This is a genomic window from Romboutsia sp. LXY-2 (genome assembly GCF_056171995.1).
Genome location: NZ_JBKFGI010000004.1, coordinates 65,772 through 87,129, shown reverse-complemented (window position 1 = coordinate 87,129; position 21,358 = coordinate 65,772). Strand labels below are relative to the sequence as shown.

Here is a 21,358-nt window from a genome sequence, read left to right as displayed (position 1 = left end):
ATCTATGCTAAAACGTCTACTAACTCTTCTTTTACTAGAAATTTTTGTTTATTAACTTCTATTTTAACAACTATAAATGTTACTACACATGAAATAAAATCTGCTACTGGTTGTGCAAACCAAACACCGTTAAGTCCAAAAAATCTCGGTAATACAAGCATCATAGGTACTAACAATATTACCTGTCTTAATAAACTTAAAAACATTGCGTGTTTTGCTTTACCTATTGACTGGATATAGTTTGAACCTATCATAGACATACCTATTAAAGGCATAAACATTAAGTATTTTCTTATTCCATCAACAGATATTCTAACTAGTTCCTCATCACTATTAAACATAGCTACTATTGGTTCTGGGAAGAACTGAACTATTACCCATCCAAAACATAAACCTATAGTTGCCGCAACAACGCATATCTTTAATGTTTTTGTAGCTCTATCATATTGCTTACGTCCATAATTAAATCCTATAATTGGTTGAGCACCTTGACTTAAACCAACTATTGGCATGCCAACCATCATTATTATTGAGTTTATTGTAGCCATAGCTCCTATAGCTAAATCTCCACCGTAAGTCTTAAGCGAATTATTGCATATTATTTGAACACAACTAGCTGCTATTTGCATTGCAAAAGGTGCACTTCCTATAGCAAATATCATATTTATTAGTGATTTATCTAATTTAAGGTTTTTCTTATCAAACTTCAAGTTAGACTTACCTCTTATGAAATAAGATACTCCCCAAGTAGCTGTAATAAATTGAGAAGTAATAGTAGCTAATGCAGCTCCTTGTATTCCCATTTTGAATCCAAATATAAATAACGCATCAAGTACTATATTAGTTAAACAACCAACTATCATTATTGCTGCAGAAAGCTTTGGACTTCCATCCCCTCTAATAATATGGTTTAGAGAAAATGCAGTAATGTTAAATACTGTACCTAATAATATTATGTTTATATAAGATTTTGCATAAATTAAACTGGCATCACTTGCTCCAAATAAGGAAAGTATTTGGTTTTGGAATGTTAGACCAACTACAGTAAGTACTATTCCTATTATGATTGCTAATGACAATACGTTACCTAAAAGCCTTTGTGCTTCATCTTTCTTCCCTTGACCTAATTTAATAGATATATTTGTTGCTGTACCTATTCCTATTAACATACCAAATGCCATTATTATCGTCATAATTGGCATTGTAACTCCTAGACCTGTTATAGCTAGTGGTCCAACACCAGGTATATTTCCTATAAATATTCTATCAACTACATTGTAAAGACCATTTACCATCATCCCTACTATGGCAGGTAAAGAGTACTTAAGTAATAATTTTCCAATAGACTCTGTTCCTAAAATTTGTTGACTATTGTTCATTCATTCATTCATCTCCTTATCTTAAATTATGATTAATACAGATCTTCTTTAAGATTCTTGTAAAAGTTTCTTTTTCTTCTTCTGTTAAATTTGTTACTATTTTTTCATCCCATTCTCTAAGTATCTCAAAAATGTTGCTTTCGATAGATTTTGCCTTGTCAGTTAAGTAAACTTTATATGCTCTTCTGTCCTGCTCATCTTTTATTCTAGTTACTAAGTTTTCTTCTTCAAGCTTTTTTATCGCTCTTGCAGTAGTTCCTTTATCTATTCTGAGAATTTCAGTAAGCTCTTCTTGGCTAATACCATCTTGCCTGTAAAGTTGTGTTAAAAACATTAGTTGCCCTTGACCAATTCCAAAGGTAGAGATTTCTTTACTAATTTGTGTCCCTCCTTTTCTATATAATTGAGAAATATATTTCCCGATAGGTTCTCTTGACTTTCTTTCCATATTAATACTCCTATTTAATTTAGTTGCAAATGCAACCTAATATTTATACTTTATCATTAGTTGCATTTGCAACTTATATAATACTAACACTTTTTAGTTGTGTCCGCAACTACTTTTTCTTGTATTTTTTTAATGTTTTTCTTACATATTTGCAAAAATCATTTTCCTTATCTAAAAAAGCTATGAACTTATTAATTATCATATAACTTAATAAATTCATAGCTTCATCTTTTTTAAACATTATCTTGGTATTTTAATAATAAACTCAGTGCCTTTTCCTATTTCACTTTTCACTAATATTTCACCATTATGCTGTCTAATAATAGTTTTAACAATCGTTAAACCAACGCCAATACCACCAGTCTCTGTATTTCTTGACTTATCAACTCTATAAAACCTTTCAAATATATTGTATATATCTGCTTGTGGTATTCCTATTCCACTATCTTTTATAGAAATATGTACATAATTATAATCTTCATAAAGTTTAATGTCTATTTTACCACCATAATCAGTATATTTAATAGCATTAGACAGTAAATTTACAATAGCTTGTGAAATCTGATTTTTATCAACTCTTGTCCATATTTCCATTAAATCATAATTTATCTCTATGTTTTTATTAATAGCTTCTTTTTCATAGTTGAAAGCAATGTTTTGTATTAGTGCTTTTATATTAGTATTTTTCATATCTAATTTATTTTTTTCACTTTCGTACTTAGCAAGCTTTCTAAGTTCTCCAATTAGATAACTAATTCTTGTAATTTCTTCTCTTATACTCATTAGCCTTTCTGGTGTAGGCTCCCAAATACCATCAATAATGGCATCTAAATGTCCTTGAACGCTGGTTATTGGTGTTCTAAGTTCATGAGATATATCCGTTGTTAATCTTGTTCTTAATATTTCTTGATTATTCAATGCTAGTGATAATTTATTTATTGAGTAAATAAGTTCATCTACTTCTTGGATACTACTATCACATTCAAGTGTAGACTTAAGCTTTCCTTCTCCAATATCTTTAGCCATCTGTGATACCTCTTCTATAGGCTGAGATATTGACTTTGATATCACAATTGATATTGCTACCACACTGCCAATAGAAATTATACTTATCATTAATAGTATCTTGTCCATTATTTTTAAGAATGCAATATCTTTGTCTAAATAATAAATAGATTTAAAGTGATAAATCTTTCCGTATCCTATTAATTTATCATCATCATTATAAATACCAAATTTGTATTCTTCAAGATCTTGGCTCCAGTTATTATCAATTTTTTCCATATTTTCACTAATACTATTTAGCGTATCATTAAATAACATCTTATCTTCTTCAAAGATACTCCATATAAGCTTATCATTGCTATCATATACTTCTAGAGCCATGCCCTTATCTATAGCTCTTTCGCCTAATACTTTTATGCTATCTTTACTAAATCCTTTTAAGGAGTACATGTTCCTAATATCATAAACTAAATGTTCTACTTCCTGTTTGTTTCCTTTATCAACATATTTACTAAATTCAGATTTAAAAGTATTATGAATAAAACCTCCAATTACTACAATAGTCAGTGTAATAATCGTAACAAAAGATATGATTATATGCTTATTAAGAGATATTTTATTAAACCTGTATTCCAAATTTATAACCTACCCCATAAACAGTTTTTATTATCTTACAATTTCTTGAATCAACTTCAATCTTTTGCCTTAGATTTTTTATATGACTATCAATTACTCTATCCATTTTTTCATGATAACCATCAATAACTTTTTCTAATAATTCTTCTCTAGTAAATACTTTTGTCGGATTCAATGCCATCATCAACAATATCTTATATTCTGTATTCGTTAGTATTATTGAATTCCCTCTTACCTTGACATCATGTGAAGCTGTATTAATTATTATTTCTTCATTTAGATTTATGATTTCATTATTATCTAATTTTCCACTTCTCTTTAAGAATACTTTAATTCTTAAGATTAGCTCTTTAACGTTAAAAGGTTTGCAAATATAATCATCACAACCTAAGTTAAAACCTTCAATTCTTTCTTCATCTTCTATCATTGCTGTTAGCATTATTATTGGTGTATTAGATTTGCTTCTAATATACTTACACACATCTTCACCACTAATATCTGGTAACATCCTATCTAGAATTACTATGTCAAATATGTCATTATCAAAATACTCAATAGCACTTTTGCCATCGTATGCTACCTTTGTATTATATCCTTCATTCTCCAGATATGCTTTTACAAATTCACATATCTTTTTTTCATCATCTACAAGTAATATTTTCATCATGTTAAACTCTCCCATTAAAAAATCACCTTACTAAGAATATATATATTAGTCTTATATCACTTTTCGATTATTTTTAAATATAATATAAATCTTATTTAAAACTATCAACTTCTATAATACTATAATTACGTATTATTATGTACCATAATTTAAATTACCTCAGTATTTTTATCATATTTATGAATAAAAATCTAATATACTACTTCTTAATGTTTATGTTATTATCTTATTAATATTAATATACGGTAAAATAGAATGCTTTATTTAGTATTAACTTTTATCTTATATATAAAAAATCCTATAACGTAAACATCGTAACTGTCTACTGTATAGGATTTTCATATAGTCTATTAATTATTTATTTTACTTAATCTATATTCTTTGTACTTAGTTACTAGTTTTCTAGCCAATCATTCATGTTATCTATATTAATCCTCCAGAAGAAACTACTTTAATTTTTTTATTAATAGATTTTACATTTTTTATATATTCAGGATTAGCCAGCTATGCAGGATATAATTCAAATACAGAATTGCCTGAGTTAAGAACTCTATGAACCTCTGTAATAGTAGCCACTATTTTAGATTCTTCTAGTAGTTCTCTTCTTAGTATCCCCTGTACCGTTAAGTCCATCTGCTATTATCCCTAATTATTGATATTTTATCATTTGTAAGTTATCCATTGAATAATCACTTACTCTAAAATAAGCTGTTCCATCTTTATCTTCATATACGGCATAATTGTCTTTCTCATAAATAGTTATAGTTGTATCACAATCATCCTTAATAATTAAATATGGTGATTCCTCTACCTCACTCTTGTCAATTTCTTCCCAAGACTCAGTATCTAGATAATAATAGACATCATAAAAAGTATTACCTTCACTATAAATCTCTAAAAATTTATCTTTCTTAACATTTTCTATAGTCAATTTTTCAGTACTATCTTTAATCAACATATTACCATAAGAAGGGAATCATAAATAACAGTCTGTACTTACTGATTCAGTTTGCCCTTCAGTAACTCTTTCCATTGGCATGTAATTTATCTTAGTCCCTACAAGAGGTAACTCTCTCCTTTTTGCCTTTCTATATAGAGTACCATCATCTGACTCAATTATATAAGCTATACTATTTTCATACTCATCAGATGCTGTAGTTGTATCATATGCTGAATAAACCACATCGTAAGTTGCAATATTTTTATTTTCTTCTAAAGTGGATTTTGCAAACTCAATATTTGAAATTATCTTCATAAACTCATCTACATTAATATTTCTATAATCATCATCAAACCATCCCCAGGTTGATCCACTTTGATCATCTCTATATTTTTGAACTTGAATATGATATCTTCCTTCAAGATCATCACTTACCATAAAAAGTTTATTTTCATTTTCATTAATAAAATAATAATATACATTCTGAATATTATCATCTTTATCGTAAGATATCCTAAACTCCTCAAGCATATTATTATAATCTAAATACAGCTTTTCTTTAATATAGTTCCACTCATCTTTAATATCTCTTACATTAGCGCTATAATTTTTAATTCTATAGTCTCTATATTCTAAAGAGTTATAAATTAATCCATTTAAAAATCCAACATAAAGCATAGCAACTCCAAATACTGCACACTTATGCTTTACGATTTTATTGTTTCTCTCATTATCCTTAATAAAAAAATGGTAAATACAATAACCTAAAGGTAATAATATAGGTATACTAATAATTCCATTAAGGCTGAAATTGAATCCTCCTAAGATATAAAAGCCTATCATCTTCAACACTAAATTCGACTCATATACTTCTCCATCTTTTTTTTTATATATTTTCATAAACACGAAAATAATTAATGGTAACATCTAAATCCAAGCATACTCAGTTATAATTTTAATAAACTCTAAAAAATAAAACATACCTTCCCCACATAATTTTATAGACCTGAAAAATAATAAGAATCCAACTCTATAATACCATGATATTCCATATATTTAAAAAGTATCTAATATACTAATTTTTATAAAAATATAAATAACTATTTTAAGCAAAGCGCAAATACATTCATTATTATAATATAGGATCTTATCTTTTAATTTTTCCTCCCATAGTTCTTTAACAAAAAAATTGTTTGTAATTTAGCGTAGGGGATGATATATAAGTTCACTTGCCATTTTCAGGCACGCCCTTAGCCTGCATGGCAAAGAACTTATACATCATCCACGGAGCTATAATTACTAACAATTTTTAGTTAATTCAACCTAATCACTATATCGTACACGGTCTATTAGGCTTTCTTTGTTAAAGTTTTTACTAATCAAATAAGTCAACAACAATTGTGCAATTACAACACACACAACCATAATTAATATCTGAGCAATAGGTAATGTAAATACAGCATATGATCCTCCAGTTTTTCTAAATACATAAACTGCTATATATCCTAATATATTTCCTAAAGTCAATGAAGTAAATAACATTATTGATGTATAAAACATAGCTTCAATATTTAACATCTTTACTAACTGCTTATCAGTTAATCCTATTGCTTGTAACATACCTAGTTCTTTCTTTCTATTAATAATACTGCTTATCATTGAGTTTATTAAATTGATAAATCCTATTATCCCAATTATTACGACTAAACTATATCCAATAGCCTTTGTAGTACTTACTAAGAACTTATATGTATCTATTTCATCATCAATGTAGCTTGCTTCAAAATACTCATTGCTTTTTACTAAGTTCTCTACATAAGCTTTAACGCTATCATACTTATCTTTTTCAACATATAATCCTAACGATGTAGTTGCATCTGTTTTCACTAGTTTATCTAATACATCATCATGTACTGCAAAACTACCTGATCCACCACTTATTGCTTGCACCTTAAAATCTTTATCTACTTGTTTATCTCCATCGTATATTGTTAGAGTTATTGTATCTCCTACTTTTATATTTGCTTCTTTAACAGTTGAAGAATCATAGATTATTATTTCTTCACCTGATTTAAGTTTTTCTAAATCAATCTTTCCATCTTCTAAATACAACTCTAACTCTTCTAAATCATTTTCATTTGTTCCGACTAAACTATGATATTTATAAGATGTTTCTTCCCCTTTTAACTCTACTTTTAAATATTTTGATTTGTCTATTTTTGCTACTCCATCAATACTAAGCATTTGATTTACAAATTCTTCTCCTAATGGATTGTTCATTTGAAGTAGATTTAATTCTGTTTGATGACTTTCATCATCTCCAAAAGTATAATTAGTTAGAGATATTCCAATATCAGATGGGAAATGATTTCTAGCCATAGTCTCTCCATCTATACTATTCATCCAACAAGATATAACAATAAATATAATTCCACTAAGAGATAAAGATATTATTGTTACATAAGTACGCTTTTTGTTTCTACTTAAGTTTGCATAGGCTAGCCTTTTTAAGTTTATGGCATTATAGCCTTTTCTAGTTTTATTTTTAGTATTTTCTTGTCCATTGTATCTTACAGCATCAACTATTGAAACCTTCGACGCAACCTTCATTGGTTTTAATAAAGATAGCATAACTGCTAATAAACTAATAATTATTACTCCAATTACTATAGGTAGTTTAGGTACATCTTCAGTAAATGCAAACATCTGAGATAATAAGAACTTATTTAAAATAAAGCCTATGGCAATTCCTATAGGAATTGCTATTATTGATAAAATCATTCCTTCTTTAAGAACTATTTCTTTTATTTGCTTTTTAGTAGCACCTATTGCTCTTAATTTACCAAACTCTTGAACTTTAGTAACAATAGATAAATAGAAAATATTATATATTACTAAAATACTAGATAGTAATACTACCGCTCCTATTACTACTCTCCAAAGCATAACTTCTTCATCAGGATTTAAAGTGTTTATATAATCTTCATTTATTTTTCTATTAATCTTTGCTATTTCTAAATCTTCACCTATCTCTTCAATTTTATATTCAATTTCACCAGAAGATAATTTATTTACTCCATTAAGTGTTATATATACAATATAGTTTTCTTTTGACATATCTCTTGTTGATGTCATATAATCTTTTGAAACTGTTGCTGTATATGCTTTTTTCATTTTAGCCATTTCACTAGCTTTTGTAATTCCAGTTAATACAAACTCAGATGTCGTTTCTCCCTTTTTAGAGAAATCTTCATAAGTTAATACTATCTTTTGACCTAACTTTTTTTCATATCCTAATTTTTCAAGTGCAATATCATCAAGAACTATTTCATTAGATTTAGTTGGGAGTTTTCCTTCTAATAGCTTTGTACTATTAAATTCAATGGCATTTTCATCTAAATACATTATTCCAAGTTTATTTTCTTCGCCAATCTCTTTTATTCCAATACCATTTGATACTCCTGTATCTTCTATATCTGCATGAATCTTGATTTTCTCATAAGTAGCATCATCCACGCTTGCATATGCACCATGAAAAGTTCCTGAGTACTTTCTTACTCTTGCTTTATTACTTTCACTCCAGTCAACACAAGTCATTGCAAGTGCTGATAATAAGCCTGTTGATAAAATTATTGTTATAAGTATTAATATACTTTTTGATTTATTTTGTTTAAGATTACTTTTAGCAATTTTTGTAGTGTTAATCATTTATAACACCACCTTTTATTACTTTACCATCTTCAATATATATTACTCTATCTGCCATTTGAGCTATAGTTTCATCATGAGTTATCATTACTAGTGTTTGGTTGTATTTCTTTATCATTGTTTTTAGTAAGCTCATTACTTCATCTGAAGTTTTAGAATCTAAGTTTCCTGTTGGCTCATCAGCTAGTATTATTGAAGGCCTTGTAGCAAGAGCTCTAGCTATTGCAACCCTTTGTTGTTGTCCTCCAGATAAAGTATTTGGAAGTGACTCTTTCTTACTTGTAAGTCCTAGTGCTTCAACAATATCATTTACAAAATTTGTGTCTACTTCTTTGTTATCAAGTCCAATTGGTAATACAATATTTTCCCATACATTTAGCGATGGTATTAGATTATAGTACTGAAATATAAAGCCTATTTTTCTTCTTCTAAATATTGCAAGCTGTTCATCTTTTAGAGAAAATATATCTTTATTATCTATATAAACCTTACCCGCTGTTGGTCTATCAAGACCACCTACCATATGTAATAAAGTACTTTTACCAGAACCTGATTTTCCTACTATAGCAACAAACTCACCTTCATCTATTGAAATGTTTGTGTCATCAATTGCTTTTACTAAACTTTCACCACTTCCATAATATTTTTTTAATTTACTTGTTTTTAGTATACTCATATTTATTTGCCCCTTGTCTATGTATTATTTATACTTTAATAATACATAGATAGTCTTTCATTAATCTTACAAGAAGTCTTACACTTTTGTAAGAAACAATGAAAACTTACTTCCAATACCTTTCTTTGATGAAACAATAATATTTCCACCTTGTCTTTCTAATATTTTTCTACTTAAATATAATCCCACACCTGATCCTTCTATACTTTCAACTTCTTCACTTCTATAAAATCTTTTAAATATGTCGTTATATTTTGAAGTATCTATTCCAATACCATTGTCTTCAATATCTATTCTAATAAAATTAATAGTATCATTTACTGAGAGTTTAATTTCTCCATTTTCATCAGTATACTTTACACCATTATCAAGTACGTTAAATATACATTCTTCCGTCCACTTTGAATCATGTAATATAAAGCTATCTTTAAAGTCTTCATAGTTAATATTGATATTCTTTATGTTTGCTTTTGCTTTTACACTACTTATAGCTCTATTGATAGTTTCTTTAATACTTTTATTTTCTTTTTTAATACTTATCATTCCAGCTTCCATTCTAGAAATATTAACCAATGAATTTATAAGATTGTGTAATTTATTAATAGACATTTCATTGGTTTTTAAAAATTCTAATCTATCTTCTTCATCAATTTCTTCTTCAATTAACAATGTGTTATATAGCTTTAGTGATGCTAGTGGAGTTTTTAATTGATGAGATATATCTGTTACCAACTCTTTAATACTTTCTTTTTCTTTATCCAAGTTAATAATCTTTATATGTAAACTTCGTGATAACTTATTAAGGTCGCTATTAATAACACTAAATATTCCATCGTCATCACTTTTTATTTCTGAATAATCTCCATTATTTATTATTTTTTGTAGTACTCTACTTAACTCTTCAAGGTTCTTAAATACATATTTTACTAAGCTAATTAAAAGTATAATTATTGAGGCACTTATTGCTAAAAATCCAATAATATTTGTAATCATAAAAGTTGATAATTGATTGGTAAAGTTAATATTTTTACCCATTTCATAATTTTCATCATAGCCAAGTTTACTAAGTGTTATTTCACCTAATTCTTTATAATCATCATTAGAATAGTATATAGACTTTACTATATCTACTTCATCTTCTGGGTATTTATTTACTAAAGTACCGACTATTCTTTTATTAATTTCATTTTGCTCTTTATAAATGCTTTTTAAATTATTGTACTGAAAATATGTAAATATAGAAAAAATCAAACTTATGGACAATACTGCAATAATAAAAATCTTTTTAAAGATAGGTTCTCTTCTTAATATAGTAATCATTTTTTTAAACACCTCTTTGCAAAAGAATATCCTAATCCACGAATATTTTTTATATATTCTGGATTTGAAGGATTGTCTTCAACTTTTTGTCTAAGTCTTCTAATATTTACTGCTATAGTATTTTCATCAACAAAGTTTCCATCTATATCCCAAAGTACTTCTAATAATTGTTCTTTAGTAACTGTCTGAGTTGAGTTTTCCATAAGATATTTTAGTAACTTAGCTTCATTATTGCTTAGTAGTGTTTCGTAATTTGCCTTAATAATCTTGTTATTTACATAATCAAATCTTATTTTTTCACAAGTTAATATGTTTTCAGTATTAGTTGAGCCAACTCGTCTCATATACGCGTTTATCTTTGATATTAATACTATTAAGCTAAATGGCTTAGTAATATAATCATCTGCTCCTATATCATAACCTGTTACTATATCTATTTCTTGATCTAGTGCAGTTAAGATAATAATATAAACGTTACTATTTTTTCTTATTTCTTCACAAAAATCTAATCCGGATCCATCTGGTAATCCTACATCAGAAATTATTAAATCTATTTTACTATTATTAAATACGTCTCTTGCTTCACCTATAGTAAAGGTATTATAAACCTCATATCCTTCTCTTTTTAGTTTAAAGCTTATTCCTCTATTTAATGATTTATCATCTTCTAAAAGTAAAATACTTCCCATGTTTCCTCCTAATATATTAAGTAGTCTTTCCATTATATAATAGCAAAATATTTCATTATTAGCTATTTCGCATCAAAATTAGTACATTTTAGCCTTTTTTGTGTATTTGTCATGTAATTATGGACATATTTTGCAAACCCATGTAAAATACAATTATTGGAATAACTTCTGTAATAAATTTTAAGGAGTATTGATAAATGAACATAGAAAATTCTATAGATATATATAAATTATTTTTACAAAACATGCCCTACCCAGTTTGGATATCTGGAGTTGATACCAGGCTTCTTTTTATAAATGAACACTATGAGAAAATGTACAATGTTAATGCTTATGACGTTGTAGGTAAAAAAAACATTGATGCCTTTCCCTTTGAAGCAGCTAATTTATACAATAGATTGTTAGATGAAGTTTTAGTAAGCCAACAATTAACAATTTCTGAGTGCGAAATTAATGGTTCTCAAATGGAAGCATATATCTTCCCAATGATTGACTCTAACAATAAGATACAAGGTGTTGCCGGTATAGTTATTGATGTTAATGATAAAAAACAAAAACAAATTGAAGTAATAAATCAAAAGAATATTTTAAGAACTATTATTGATACAGTTCCTGAAGCAATTTTTTATAAAGATAAGGACTGTAGATATATAGGATATAATAAAGCTTTTGAAGAAGTATACACTAAAATGGGAGTTACAGAAATACTAGGAAAGACTGATTTGGATCTTCTTGATAATCAATCATCTGCCATGCAATTTATTGAACAAGATAGGTTGATTATGGAAAATAAAAAACCACAACACTTCCAATATAGTTTTAACCCAATGGATATTGATTATAGAACAGAAGAAAGTATAAAAACGCCTATTATTAACGAGGAAGGTGAAGTTATTGGTTTAGTCGGATTGGCTAGGGATATTACTGATCGAATAAAAATAGAAGAAAAACTTAGGTACTTAAGTGAAATAGATATGCTTACTGGTTTATACAATAGAAATAGCTTTGAAGAAAAAATTAAGGAATTAAATCATTTTAAATATCATCCCCTTGGTATAATAATGGGTGATGTTAATGGACTTAAAGTATTAAATGATACACTTGGTCATTTTGAAGGTGATAAGCTATTGAAAAGCATCTCTTCTGTACTAAAATCAGTGTGCAAGGAAAGCGGTTACGTATTTAGGTGGGGCGGAGATGAATTTATTATCTTAGTTCCTAATTGTGATGAGTTTAAGTGTGAGAGACTAATGAGAAGTATTCTTTACAAGTGTAAACAGGAAGAATACGAATATATGCAACTTAGCATTGCATTAGGCGAAAACGTTAAATACGATGTTGATGAAGATATATATGAATCTATAAAAAAAGTTGAAGAAAAAGTTTATAGACAAAAGCTTCTTGAGAGAAAGAGTATTAAAAGTTCTATTATAGAATCTTTAATGAACAGCTTAGAAGAAAAAAATCTTGAGACAAATGAACATGCTCAAAGAGTTGTAAAATATGCTTTTGCTATAGGGAGAAAATTAGATTTTAAAATGTCAGAGTTGGATGAACTTATTCTTGTAGCTAAACTGCACGATATTGGTAAAATAGGAATAAGTGAAGATATTTTATTAAAGCCAGGAAAGCTAACTTCTGATGAATATGAAATTATGAAAACTCACACTGAAAAAGGTTATAGAATTATTAATGCTTCTAGTGAGCTTGGTAATGTTGCTAAATGTGTGTTAACTCATCATGAAAAATGGGACGGAAGTGGTTATCCTCTTGGTCTATCAAAAGAAGAAATACCTTTAATTGCAAGAATAATAAACATAGCTGATTCTTATGATGTTATGACCACAGATAGGACTTATAAAAAAGCTATGAGTAAAGAAGAAGCTATTTACGAACTTAATAGATGTTCTGGAACACAGTTTGACCCTACCTTAGTAGCATATTTTATAGATTTTCTTGAAAAAGAGGCCAATAATGAATTAGAAATAGACGCAAACTTATTAGCTTACAATTTATAAACTTATCTAATAACTTATATTAAATGCAAAAGGACTATTACAACTTACTCAGTTATAGCAGTCCTTTATTATATATCATTTTGTTATGCATTTACAACATTATCTGGAAATCTATTATAAAACTCAACTTTAACTTTTTCAATCCTTCTACTTCCTACTTTCAGAATCTTAAGCTTTATATCCTCTAATTCTACTTCTGCTCCTTCCTTTGGTATTTCTCCAAAGGCAGTTAATAAATATCCATTTAATGTGTCATATTCTCCATCTTCTATATCTATGTCAAATTTATCGTTGAAGTCACTAACTGATAAAATGCCTTTTACAATAAAGTTATCGTCATCAATTTTTAATACATCTGAGTCTTCTAAATCATACTCATCATCAATATCACCCATTATTTCTTCTACTAAATCCTCCATAGTAACAATCCCAGAGAAACCTCCATATTCGTCAAATAACAGGGCAAGATGTGTTCTTTTTTCCTTTAGTAATTTAAATAGCTCATCTGTTTTTTTTGTTTCTGGTACAAAACAAGGTTCTTGAAGAATATTTTCTATTTTGATATTTTCAAAGCCATGTTTTCTTGCTTCTATCATTAAATCCTTAACATATAAAACACCTATTATGTTATCAATTTGTTCCTTATATACTGGTATTCTTGAGTAGTTTTGCTCTAATACATTATCTAGAATACTTTCTATATTATCCTCAATATTAATAATAAATGTATCTTTCCTAGATATCATAATTTCTTTTGCCATCTTATCATTAAATTCAAAAACTCTAGATATCATTGCTTTTTCTTCATCTTCAATACATCCATCTTGAAGTGATTTAGCAATTAAAGTTTTTATTTCTTCTTCAGATACTTTTTCTTCAATATCAATGTCATGATTACCAGTAAGTTTTAATACTATACTAGTGGATACTGAAAGAATTTTTACAAATGGCTTTGCTATTAATGATATATAATATATTGGCTTTACTACAAATAAAGATATTCTTTCTGATTTTTTAAGTGCTATCCTCTTAGGTACTAATTCTCCAAATACTAAAGTAAAGAAAGATAGTATTATTGTAATACTAATCACACTGATTGCCTGTGCATAAGGAATGTTAAAAGAATTAATAGATTTCGTTATATAACCTGATATTCCTGTTGCGGCTTGTGCACTCGAGAAAAATCCAGCTAAAGTTATACCTATTTGAATTGTTGATAAAAAATTACTTGGTTCCTTCATTAGTTTTTCAAGTAATTGTGCTTTTAGGTTACCATCCTCACTTAACTTTTTAACTTTCGATTTGTTTACTGACACTATAGCCATCTCAGCTGATGCAAAGAAAGCATTAACTGCCGTAAGTAAAATTATTAATATTAATTGTGGGATGATGGACCTGGGGTCTGCGTCTAAATTATTCATTGATTCCTCCTTAAAAATAGTTTTAAGAGATTATATCATATTTCTAATGTATTATGTATGAATTTTTAATGAAAAGTGTGCATTAAATAAAAAAATAAAATTATTATATTTTAAAATTAGAGCTACTAGTTAAAAACTAGCAGCTCAATAATAATAAAAGATTTCATTTTCTATTAACCAATTTTCATAACAAACTTAACCTTACCATTCATATCTTTTTCTATACCTGAGAAATTATTATATTCTTTAGATAAATCTAAAAGCTCATCTTTTATATCAATAATATTTTCAATATCTTTTAATTTTATATTTCCTTCATTATAAATTTTATCTAAGCCTTCTGATTTTAATTTATATACACCATCATATAAGTCTTTTGAACCTTTCGCTAAGTCATTAGTACCATTTAATAGTTTACTAGAATTTGTGCTAAGTTCTTTTGTTCCTTTTGCTAAAGATTTACTACCTGCACCTAATTGGCTAGCCCCTTTATTTAAATCGTTTGCTCCTTTTGCCAGTTGTTCTCCTCCAGATTTTATTTCTAATGCTGCTTGTGATAATTGATCAGAGTTTGCTGTTAATTTTGAACCAGCATTTACTAAATTATTAAAGTTACTAGCATAAGTATTTGAACCTTCATTTAATTTCCCAAGTCCAATATTTAAATTATTTACTCCACCATATAATCCTGACATACCTGATTTAATATTATTTATACCACCTTTTTGTCCTTGTGATACTTGAGTTAATCCTTGAGATATTTCATTTAGTTGTGCTGCTAACTCTGGATTTGTGCTTGATACTGAATTAGCAATACTATTTAATTTACTTGAGGCATCATCAATGTTATTTGTTGATGATAGTAGTGCGTCTAACCCTGAATTACTTTGACCAAGTCCTTTTAATACTTGTGTACTTCCTGCATAAGAGTCAGTTATTCCTTTTTTGATCATAGAGTATGCACTATTTAATTGAGAACTATTAGCTACATATTGTTTTACACCTTCACAGAACTTATTTTGTGCATCACTTAGTTGAGTTAGTGATTGACTAAGCTTCTTTGCTCCTGCTTCTAAAGTTGGAGTTGAGTTTATAAGCTTATCAATTCCTAGGTTTAGTTTATTTGTTCCTTCATCTATTGATTTTACACCTTTATCAAATTTTACAAAATTTGTGTTAAGCTCATTATTTCCATTTAGTAATTTTTGTGATCCATCTAATAATTGTGTTGATCCATTGTTTAAATCATCTAACACCTTAGATAAATCATTTATTGTTGAATTTTCATCTAACCCCTGTAATTCTGGCAATTGTGGTGTTGCAGCAAGCATAATTGTTGGTGCTTCAAAGTTTGTAGCTTCTCCTTCTATTACTAATGTATCTTTTAAATCTATATATTTATTAAATTCTTCATCTAAATCTAGCGATTCTTTTAATCCTGGACTTGAAGCAAAAGTTATTGAACAATTTTTACCATCATCAATTAATTCACCACTATTTATTTTTACATTCTTTACATTTTCTCTATTAAACAATACTTCTGTTGCAGTTAAAAATGGTACATATAATTCTCTTTCTTTTCCATTTATAGTACACTTTCTTTTTTCGTTATTTATGAGGCTTATAGTTATTTTAAATTTACCAGACTTACCTTTTAGCTCATCAGGTTTTATTTCTTTACCATTAAGTTCATATTTTATTTGTACATTAATAGGAAGTTCTTGGTTACTTTCTCCTTTGTAATATAAATCTTCTTCGTTAACATTCCAATCTATATTCTTACCGTTAATAGTTGGCTTTTCATCTCCCTTAACATTAGTAATATTTGTAAGATTGCTAATATCCTTAAATTCACCTAACTTATTATCTGAGTTTATCCATGATGAAACAATTGTTTTTTCAATATTTCCATTGCTATCTAGTATTGAATATACCGTTTCCTCTTTATTTACATCTGCAAATGATACACCTGTATTAAAAAGTATCATTAATCCTGTTAATGATGCAATTGATTTTTTAGGTAAATTAATTTTTCTCATGAGCCCCATCTCCTTTAATTTTTTATCATTTATCTTTTAATAAAGTTTTTACTAGTCTTTAATATTCCATTATGAGAAACTAATAAAATAGCAGGAAGTATAAAGATTATCATAAACATACTTATAATCGCTCCCCTAGACATTAGACTACAAAGAGAGCTTATCATTTCTAGTTTAGAAATAACTCCAACTCCTATAGTTGCAGAGAAGAAAGAAAGTGCACTTGTAACTATTGCCCTAGAACTGCTTTGTATAGATTTTTTCATTGCTTCAAATTTATTGCTGTTTATCGCTAACTCTTCTTGGTATCTTGATGTTAATAATATTGCATAGTCTACTGTTGCTCCAAGCTGAATTGTTCCTATAACTATAGATGCAATAAATGGTTCTATCTTTCCAGTATAATAAGGTATGCCCAAGTTGATAAATATTGCTGCCTCTATTGTCATTACTAAAATAACTGGTATTGATACTGATTTAAATAGCAATGAGATTATTACAAATATTGCTATAATAGAAACTGCACTTACCGTTTTAAAGTCCTTATCTGCTATTTTGATTAAGTCATAAGTTAAAGGTGCTTCTCCACCTATTAAGCCATTTTTATCATATTTTTGGACAATAGCATTCATTTCATCTATTTGTTTTCCGACTTCATCAGATGCTGCTTTATATTCTGAGTTGACGATTATTTGTTCATATCCACCAGCTTTTACTGCTTCTAGTATTTTATTAGGTATTATATCTTGAGCTATTGCTGGACCTACATATTTCTCCAATCCTATAACAGAGTTTATACCATCAAGATTTTCTATTTCTTTTATCATTTTATCTATTTCATAACTACCTAGTTTGTCACTTACTAATATGATATTTGTACTATTCATGTTATAATCTTTTTTCAATTTGTTTGTTGCTACTATTGAAGGTAAATCTTTAGGTAGTGATTCATCTAGGTTATAATATACTTTTGCATTTCTACTTCCATAAAAAGCAGGTATTAATAAAATTATGAAAAAAATAACTAATTTTTTATAATGTTTTACTACAAAATCTGATGTCCAATTGAATTTTGGTAAAAATGGTTTATGTGTATATTTATGAATTGGTTTATCAAATATAAGTATTAAAGCTGGTAGTACTGTTATTGTGCAAATAACACCGATTAATACCCCTTTTGCCATAACCAACCCCATATCCATTCCTAATGCTAAGTCCATCGCACATAGTGCCAAGAAACCTGCAATAGTGGTCATTGAACCTCCAAGAACAGATACTACAGTATTTGAAATTGCGTTTGCCATAGCTTCAATATGGTCCTCATATTTTTCTCTCTCTTCATCGTATCTATGAAGCAAGAATATGGAGTAATCCATTGTAACACCAAGTTGTAGCACTGCTGTGAGTGCCTTTGTTATATATGAAATTTCTCCGAAGATGATATTTGTACCGAAGTTAAAAATAATTGCCATACCAATACTTAATAAGAATATAAATGGTGTAACATATGATTCTGTAGTTAACATTAAAACTAATAATGTTAAAACTACTGCAACTATTACGTATAGTTTTGTTTCATCATCTGATATATCCTTTGTGTCTTTGATAATGCTTGCCATCCCGCTTAAAAATGCTTGTTTTCCAGTTATACTTCTAATTTCCTCAACTGCATTTAAACTTTTAATATTAGCTGACCCTTCACTTAACTTAATAATCATTAGTGTAGAATTATCAGTATACAATAAATCTGTAACTTCCTTTGGTAGCATTTCCTTAGGCACAGTAATGTCTGATAGGTCATCTACCCACATTACGTCATTTACTCCATCTACTTTTTTAATTTTTTCTTTTAATTTGGATACATCCTTATTATCCATATTCTCAACTATTAACATAGCTAGTGATCCACAGTTGAAGTCTTCTTTTAGTATTTTTTCTGCCTGTGTTGTTGATAGGTTATCTGGTAGGTAACTTAAGATGTCATAATTAATGTTAGTATTAAAATATCCAAATACTGCTGGTACTAATAAAACTATTGCAACAAGAAGTATTATTTTACTTTTACGTGCAATTTGATTGGATAATCCTCTCATTTCAATATCCCCCCTTTTTAGGCATGCCCAAATTATATTATATTTAGGCGCGCCCAATATAATTCATAGAAAGATATCTCCTTTATCTCTCTACATAATTAATATTCTTTACTATACTATTAATATCCATATTTTTTGTTACATTCTCACAATAAATTATTATTTCATTAACTTCCTTATGAGAAATGTTTAATAGTAGCAACCTGGTTCTTATTGTACTTTCAATAATCTCTTCCAAACTTAATTCTGTTTCTTTTTTGTAGAATCTTCTTAGTAGCTCATCTTCCCCTGCTGAGCCAATAATAATACTTAGGTTTGTATCCTTTTCAGTAAATCGTTTTTCTTCATAATGTAATTCTTGAATTTTTTCTACTAGTAATTCTCTTAAGATTTTTATATATTCATTTCTTACTGAATCTACTTTTGAAAGTTCTATATACATTCTGAATAATTCTTTATTAGTTGCTATAGATTTTATATATATACTTTGTATAATAGCATAACTAATTAGAGGATTATTGTTACTATCTAATTTACTGATATATGAATATATATTCTCAATAAGATCTTTGTAAAGATATAAGACTATATCTTCTTTTTTTCTAAAATAATAATACAAATGACCTCTTCCTAGCTCACAAGCTTCAGCAATCTGCCTTATTGTAGTGTTTTTGTATCCTTGCTCTACAAACAACCGAGAAGATTTTCGAATTATTAAATCTCTAAGATTATCTTTACTTTCCAAGTCCATAAAATACCCCTCCTAACTTTATAAATTTCTTATTTGTATTTAGCATAGTCCTATAACCATATTTTGTCAATAAACAAAAGCTTAAAATCTAACTAAGTCTTTCTATTTACCTTAATTTCACATTATGTTTTTTAATTATTATTTTAATCTTATTATTTCTAAAAAATTATCATCGAAATATTTAAAGGAAAAGGACTATAGTTAAAAGAAATTAATAATATATTTTGATAAATACATGAGTAAAGGAGATTTTTTATGAACAACACAATAGAAACAATTAACAAAAGAGTATCTCTTAGAAGATATAGTCACAGAGAAATACCTAAAGAACATCTTGATATTATTCTTAATAGTGCAATTAAAGCTCCAACTGCAGGTAATATGATGATGTACTCAATAATAAAAATTACTGATGAAAAAACGAAAGAAACTTTAAGTAAAACTTGTGATAATCAGCCTTTTATTGCAAAAGCTCCAGTAGTATTAATATTTTTGGCTGATGTTCAAAAATGGTTTGATTATTTTAAGGTATGTAATGTTGATGAAATAGCAAAAGAAAACAATAGAGAAGTTACCCCTCCAGGAATGAATGATTTAATATTATCAATTAATGATGCACTTATTGCTTGTCAAAATGCTGTAATTGCAGCTGAAAGCTTAGGTATTGGAAGTTGTTATATAGGTGATATTATGGAAAACTATGAAATACATAAAGAGCTTCTAAATTTACCTGATTATACCTTCCCTGCTGCAATGATTACTTTAGGATATTATCCTGAAAATATGAAAAGAGTTTATGTTGATAGATTTAATATGGAACATGTAGTATTTGATGAAAAATATAAATCATTAAATGACGATGAGCTAAAGGAAATGTTTAAAGTTAAGGAAGATAAAATGCCTAAAACCAATCCTTTTAATGCAAAGAACTATGGTCAATTAATTTATATGAGAAAAACAAGCTCAGATTTTTCTATTGAAATGAATAGATCAATTAAAGAATGTATTAAGTATTTTACAGGAAAAATTAAAGGTTAAAATTTAATACATACAAATAATATTATTTCTTGATATACTATGTTAAATATGAAAGATAAAAAATATAATACAATAGTATATAATCTAACATAAGGATATATATAAAAAATAACCTGCTTATAAATATAAGCAGGTTATTTTTTATATATTAAGTAGTCCAATACTTGGTACTCCATATATTTCAAGAATTTCTTTTAGTCCTTCAACAATTTCATCTCTTGAGAAATTACAAATTGCTAATTGTTCATCACTAAATTCGTTAATTCTAGTGTAAAAATCTATAGCTAGCTTAAGATACTCTAAATTTTCTTCTTTAATATTTTTAAATATTAAATTTTCAGCTTCACAGATTTTATTTTTTTCTAATAACCTTATAATTTCTTTAAATAATAAATCTGACTCTGAGTTATTAATTAAATCATTTATTTCATAGTTTATAAAATCTTTATTAAACATAAATCTTGATACAAACTGTACAAGATTTTCTATTTCTCTAAGTAACCAGTCTTGTTTAATTGCCACTTTAGCCT

The 21,358-nt window shown here is 27.6% G+C and carries 18 protein-coding genes; 2 read left to right on the top strand and 16 right to left on the bottom strand.

The features are described 5' to 3' along the window. Window positions 1-2 precede the first annotated feature (2 nt). The 11 genes from ACI48P_RS08690 to ACI48P_RS08640 form a co-directional block, all read right to left on the bottom strand. The gene (locus tag ACI48P_RS08690; RefSeq protein ID WP_475214907.1) at window positions 3-1,379 is read right to left on the bottom strand and encodes an MATE family efflux transporter; all 1,377 of its coding nucleotides are present in this window, start codon (window positions 1,377-1,379) and stop codon (window positions 3-5) included. 16 nt (window positions 1,380-1,395) lie between these two features. Beyond that, window positions 1,396-1,827: a MarR family winged helix-turn-helix transcriptional regulator gene (locus tag ACI48P_RS08685; protein WP_475214906.1), complete on the bottom strand. Its 432-nt coding sequence runs from the start codon at window positions 1,825-1,827 to the stop codon at window positions 1,396-1,398. A 240-nt stretch (window positions 1,828-2,067) separates the two neighbouring features. Beyond that, entirely contained in the window at window positions 2,068-3,468 is a 1,401-nt protein-coding gene (locus tag ACI48P_RS08680; RefSeq protein WP_475214905.1) for a sensor histidine kinase, read from the bottom strand. Beyond that, window positions 3,452-4,135: a response regulator transcription factor gene (locus ACI48P_RS08675; protein ID WP_475214904.1), complete on the bottom strand. Its 684-nt coding sequence runs from the start codon at window positions 4,133-4,135 to the stop codon at window positions 3,452-3,454. Before ACI48P_RS08675 ends, ACI48P_RS08680 begins: the two co-directional genes overlap by 17 nt. 504 nt (window positions 4,136-4,639) lie before the next feature. After that, the gene (locus tag ACI48P_RS08670) at window positions 4,640-4,768 is read right to left on the bottom strand and encodes a hypothetical protein (RefSeq protein ID WP_475214903.1); all 129 of its coding nucleotides are present in this window, start codon (window positions 4,766-4,768) and stop codon (window positions 4,640-4,642) included. Window positions 4,769-4,784: 16 nt separating this feature from the next. Continuing rightward, complete coding sequence (locus tag ACI48P_RS08665; RefSeq protein WP_475214902.1) at window positions 4,785-5,090, bottom strand: hypothetical protein; 306 nt, start codon at window positions 5,088-5,090, stop codon at window positions 4,785-4,787. Window positions 5,091-5,111: 21 nt separating this feature from the next. Further along, complete coding sequence (locus ACI48P_RS08660; protein WP_475214901.1) at window positions 5,112-5,927, bottom strand: hypothetical protein; 816 nt, start codon at window positions 5,925-5,927, stop codon at window positions 5,112-5,114. Between the two features lie 471 nt (window positions 5,928-6,398). Then, the gene (locus ACI48P_RS08655) at window positions 6,399-8,783 is read right to left on the bottom strand and encodes an ABC transporter permease (RefSeq protein WP_475214900.1); all 2,385 of its coding nucleotides are present in this window, start codon (window positions 8,781-8,783) and stop codon (window positions 6,399-6,401) included. Next, the gene (locus ACI48P_RS08650; RefSeq protein ID WP_475214899.1) at window positions 8,776-9,459 is read right to left on the bottom strand and encodes an ABC transporter ATP-binding protein; all 684 of its coding nucleotides are present in this window, start codon (window positions 9,457-9,459) and stop codon (window positions 8,776-8,778) included. The genes ACI48P_RS08655 and ACI48P_RS08650 overlap by 8 nt, the downstream gene beginning before the upstream one ends. A gap of 78 nt (window positions 9,460-9,537) precedes the next feature. Then, entirely contained in the window at window positions 9,538-10,779 is a 1,242-nt protein-coding gene (locus ACI48P_RS08645) for a sensor histidine kinase (protein WP_475214898.1), read from the bottom strand. Beyond that, the gene (locus ACI48P_RS08640) at window positions 10,776-11,468 is read right to left on the bottom strand and encodes a response regulator transcription factor (protein WP_475214897.1); all 693 of its coding nucleotides are present in this window, start codon (window positions 11,466-11,468) and stop codon (window positions 10,776-10,778) included. Before ACI48P_RS08640 ends, ACI48P_RS08645 begins: the two co-directional genes overlap by 4 nt. A gap of 197 nt (window positions 11,469-11,665) precedes the next feature. On the opposite strand from ACI48P_RS08640, the gene ACI48P_RS08635 reads away from it, so the two are divergent. Further along, window positions 11,666-13,486 (top strand): sensor domain-containing diguanylate cyclase/phosphohydrolase, encoded by a 1,821-nt coding sequence (locus ACI48P_RS08635; protein WP_475214896.1) that lies wholly within the window; start codon window positions 11,666-11,668, stop codon window positions 13,484-13,486. A gap of 83 nt (window positions 13,487-13,569) precedes the next feature. Here the strand turns inward: ACI48P_RS08635 and ACI48P_RS08630 are convergent, their stop codons facing one another. From ACI48P_RS08630 to ACI48P_RS08615, 4 genes are all read right to left on the bottom strand, one after another. Continuing rightward, the gene (locus ACI48P_RS08630) at window positions 13,570-14,907 is read right to left on the bottom strand and encodes a hemolysin family protein (protein WP_475214895.1); all 1,338 of its coding nucleotides are present in this window, start codon (window positions 14,905-14,907) and stop codon (window positions 13,570-13,572) included. 173 nt (window positions 14,908-15,080) lie between these two features. Then, entirely contained in the window at window positions 15,081-16,946 is a 1,866-nt protein-coding gene (locus tag ACI48P_RS08625; RefSeq protein ID WP_475214894.1) for a hypothetical protein, read from the bottom strand. 29 nt (window positions 16,947-16,975) lie between these two features. Then, window positions 16,976-19,039, bottom strand: coding sequence for an efflux RND transporter permease subunit (locus tag ACI48P_RS08620; protein WP_475215037.1), 2,064 nt, complete (start codon window positions 19,037-19,039; stop codon window positions 16,976-16,978). A gap of 82 nt (window positions 19,040-19,121) precedes the next feature. Further along, entirely contained in the window at window positions 19,122-19,790 is a 669-nt protein-coding gene (locus ACI48P_RS08615; RefSeq protein WP_475214892.1) for a TetR/AcrR family transcriptional regulator, read from the bottom strand. Window positions 19,791-20,045: 255 nt separating this feature from the next. Here ACI48P_RS08615 and ACI48P_RS08610 point away from each other — a divergent pair, with 255 nt between their 5' ends. Next, on the top strand, window positions 20,046-20,828 hold the full coding sequence (locus ACI48P_RS08610; protein WP_475214891.1) for a nitroreductase family protein: 783 nt from the start codon (window positions 20,046-20,048) through the stop codon (window positions 20,826-20,828). A 141-nt stretch (window positions 20,829-20,969) separates the two neighbouring features. On the opposite strand, the gene ACI48P_RS08605 is transcribed toward ACI48P_RS08610, so the two are convergent. After that, window positions 20,970-21,350, bottom strand: a complete 381-nt coding sequence (locus ACI48P_RS08605) for a DUF6483 family protein (protein WP_475214890.1) — start codon at window positions 21,348-21,350, stop codon at window positions 20,970-20,972. Window positions 21,351-21,358: the final 8 nt, after the last annotated feature.

Excerpts from the sequence above, each read along its gene's own strand:
- ACI48P_RS08690 (WP_475214907.1), bottom strand. The coding sequence starts at position 1,379 with ATGAACAATAGTCAACAAATTTTAGGAACAGAGTCTATTGGAAAATTA.
- ACI48P_RS08685 (WP_475214906.1), bottom strand. The coding sequence starts at position 1,827 with ATGGAAAGAAAGTCAAGAGAACCTATCGGGAAATATATTTCTCAATTA.
- ACI48P_RS08675 (WP_475214904.1), bottom strand. The coding sequence starts at position 4,135 with ATGATGAAAATATTACTTGTAGATGATGAAAAAAAGATATGTGAATTT.
- ACI48P_RS08670 (WP_475214903.1), bottom strand. The coding sequence starts at position 4,768 with ATGGACTTAACGGTACAGGGGATACTAAGAAGAGAACTACTAGAAGAA.
- ACI48P_RS08655 (WP_475214900.1), bottom strand. The coding sequence starts at position 8,783 with ATGATTAACACTACAAAAATTGCTAAAAGTAATCTTAAACAAAATAAA.
- ACI48P_RS08650 (WP_475214899.1), bottom strand. The coding sequence starts at position 9,459 with ATGAGTATACTAAAAACAAGTAAATTAAAAAAATATTATGGAAGTGGT.
- ACI48P_RS08645 (WP_475214898.1), bottom strand. The coding sequence starts at position 10,779 with ATGATTACTATATTAAGAAGAGAACCTATCTTTAAAAAGATTTTTATT.
- ACI48P_RS08640 (WP_475214897.1), bottom strand. The coding sequence starts at position 11,468 with ATGGGAAGTATTTTACTTTTAGAAGATGATAAATCATTAAATAGAGGA.
- ACI48P_RS08635 (WP_475214896.1), top strand. The coding sequence starts at position 11,666 with ATGAACATAGAAAATTCTATAGATATATATAAATTATTTTTACAAAAC.
- ACI48P_RS08630 (WP_475214895.1), bottom strand. The coding sequence starts at position 14,907 with ATGAATAATTTAGACGCAGACCCCAGGTCCATCATCCCACAATTAATA.
- ACI48P_RS08625 (WP_475214894.1), bottom strand. The coding sequence starts at position 16,946 with ATGAGAAAAATTAATTTACCTAAAAAATCAATTGCATCATTAACAGGA.
- ACI48P_RS08620 (WP_475215037.1), bottom strand. The coding sequence starts at position 19,039 with ATGAGAGGATTATCCAATCAAATTGCACGTAAAAGTAAAATAATACTT.
- ACI48P_RS08615 (WP_475214892.1), bottom strand. The coding sequence starts at position 19,790 with ATGGACTTGGAAAGTAAAGATAATCTTAGAGATTTAATAATTCGAAAA.
- ACI48P_RS08610 (WP_475214891.1), top strand. The coding sequence starts at position 20,046 with ATGAACAACACAATAGAAACAATTAACAAAAGAGTATCTCTTAGAAGA.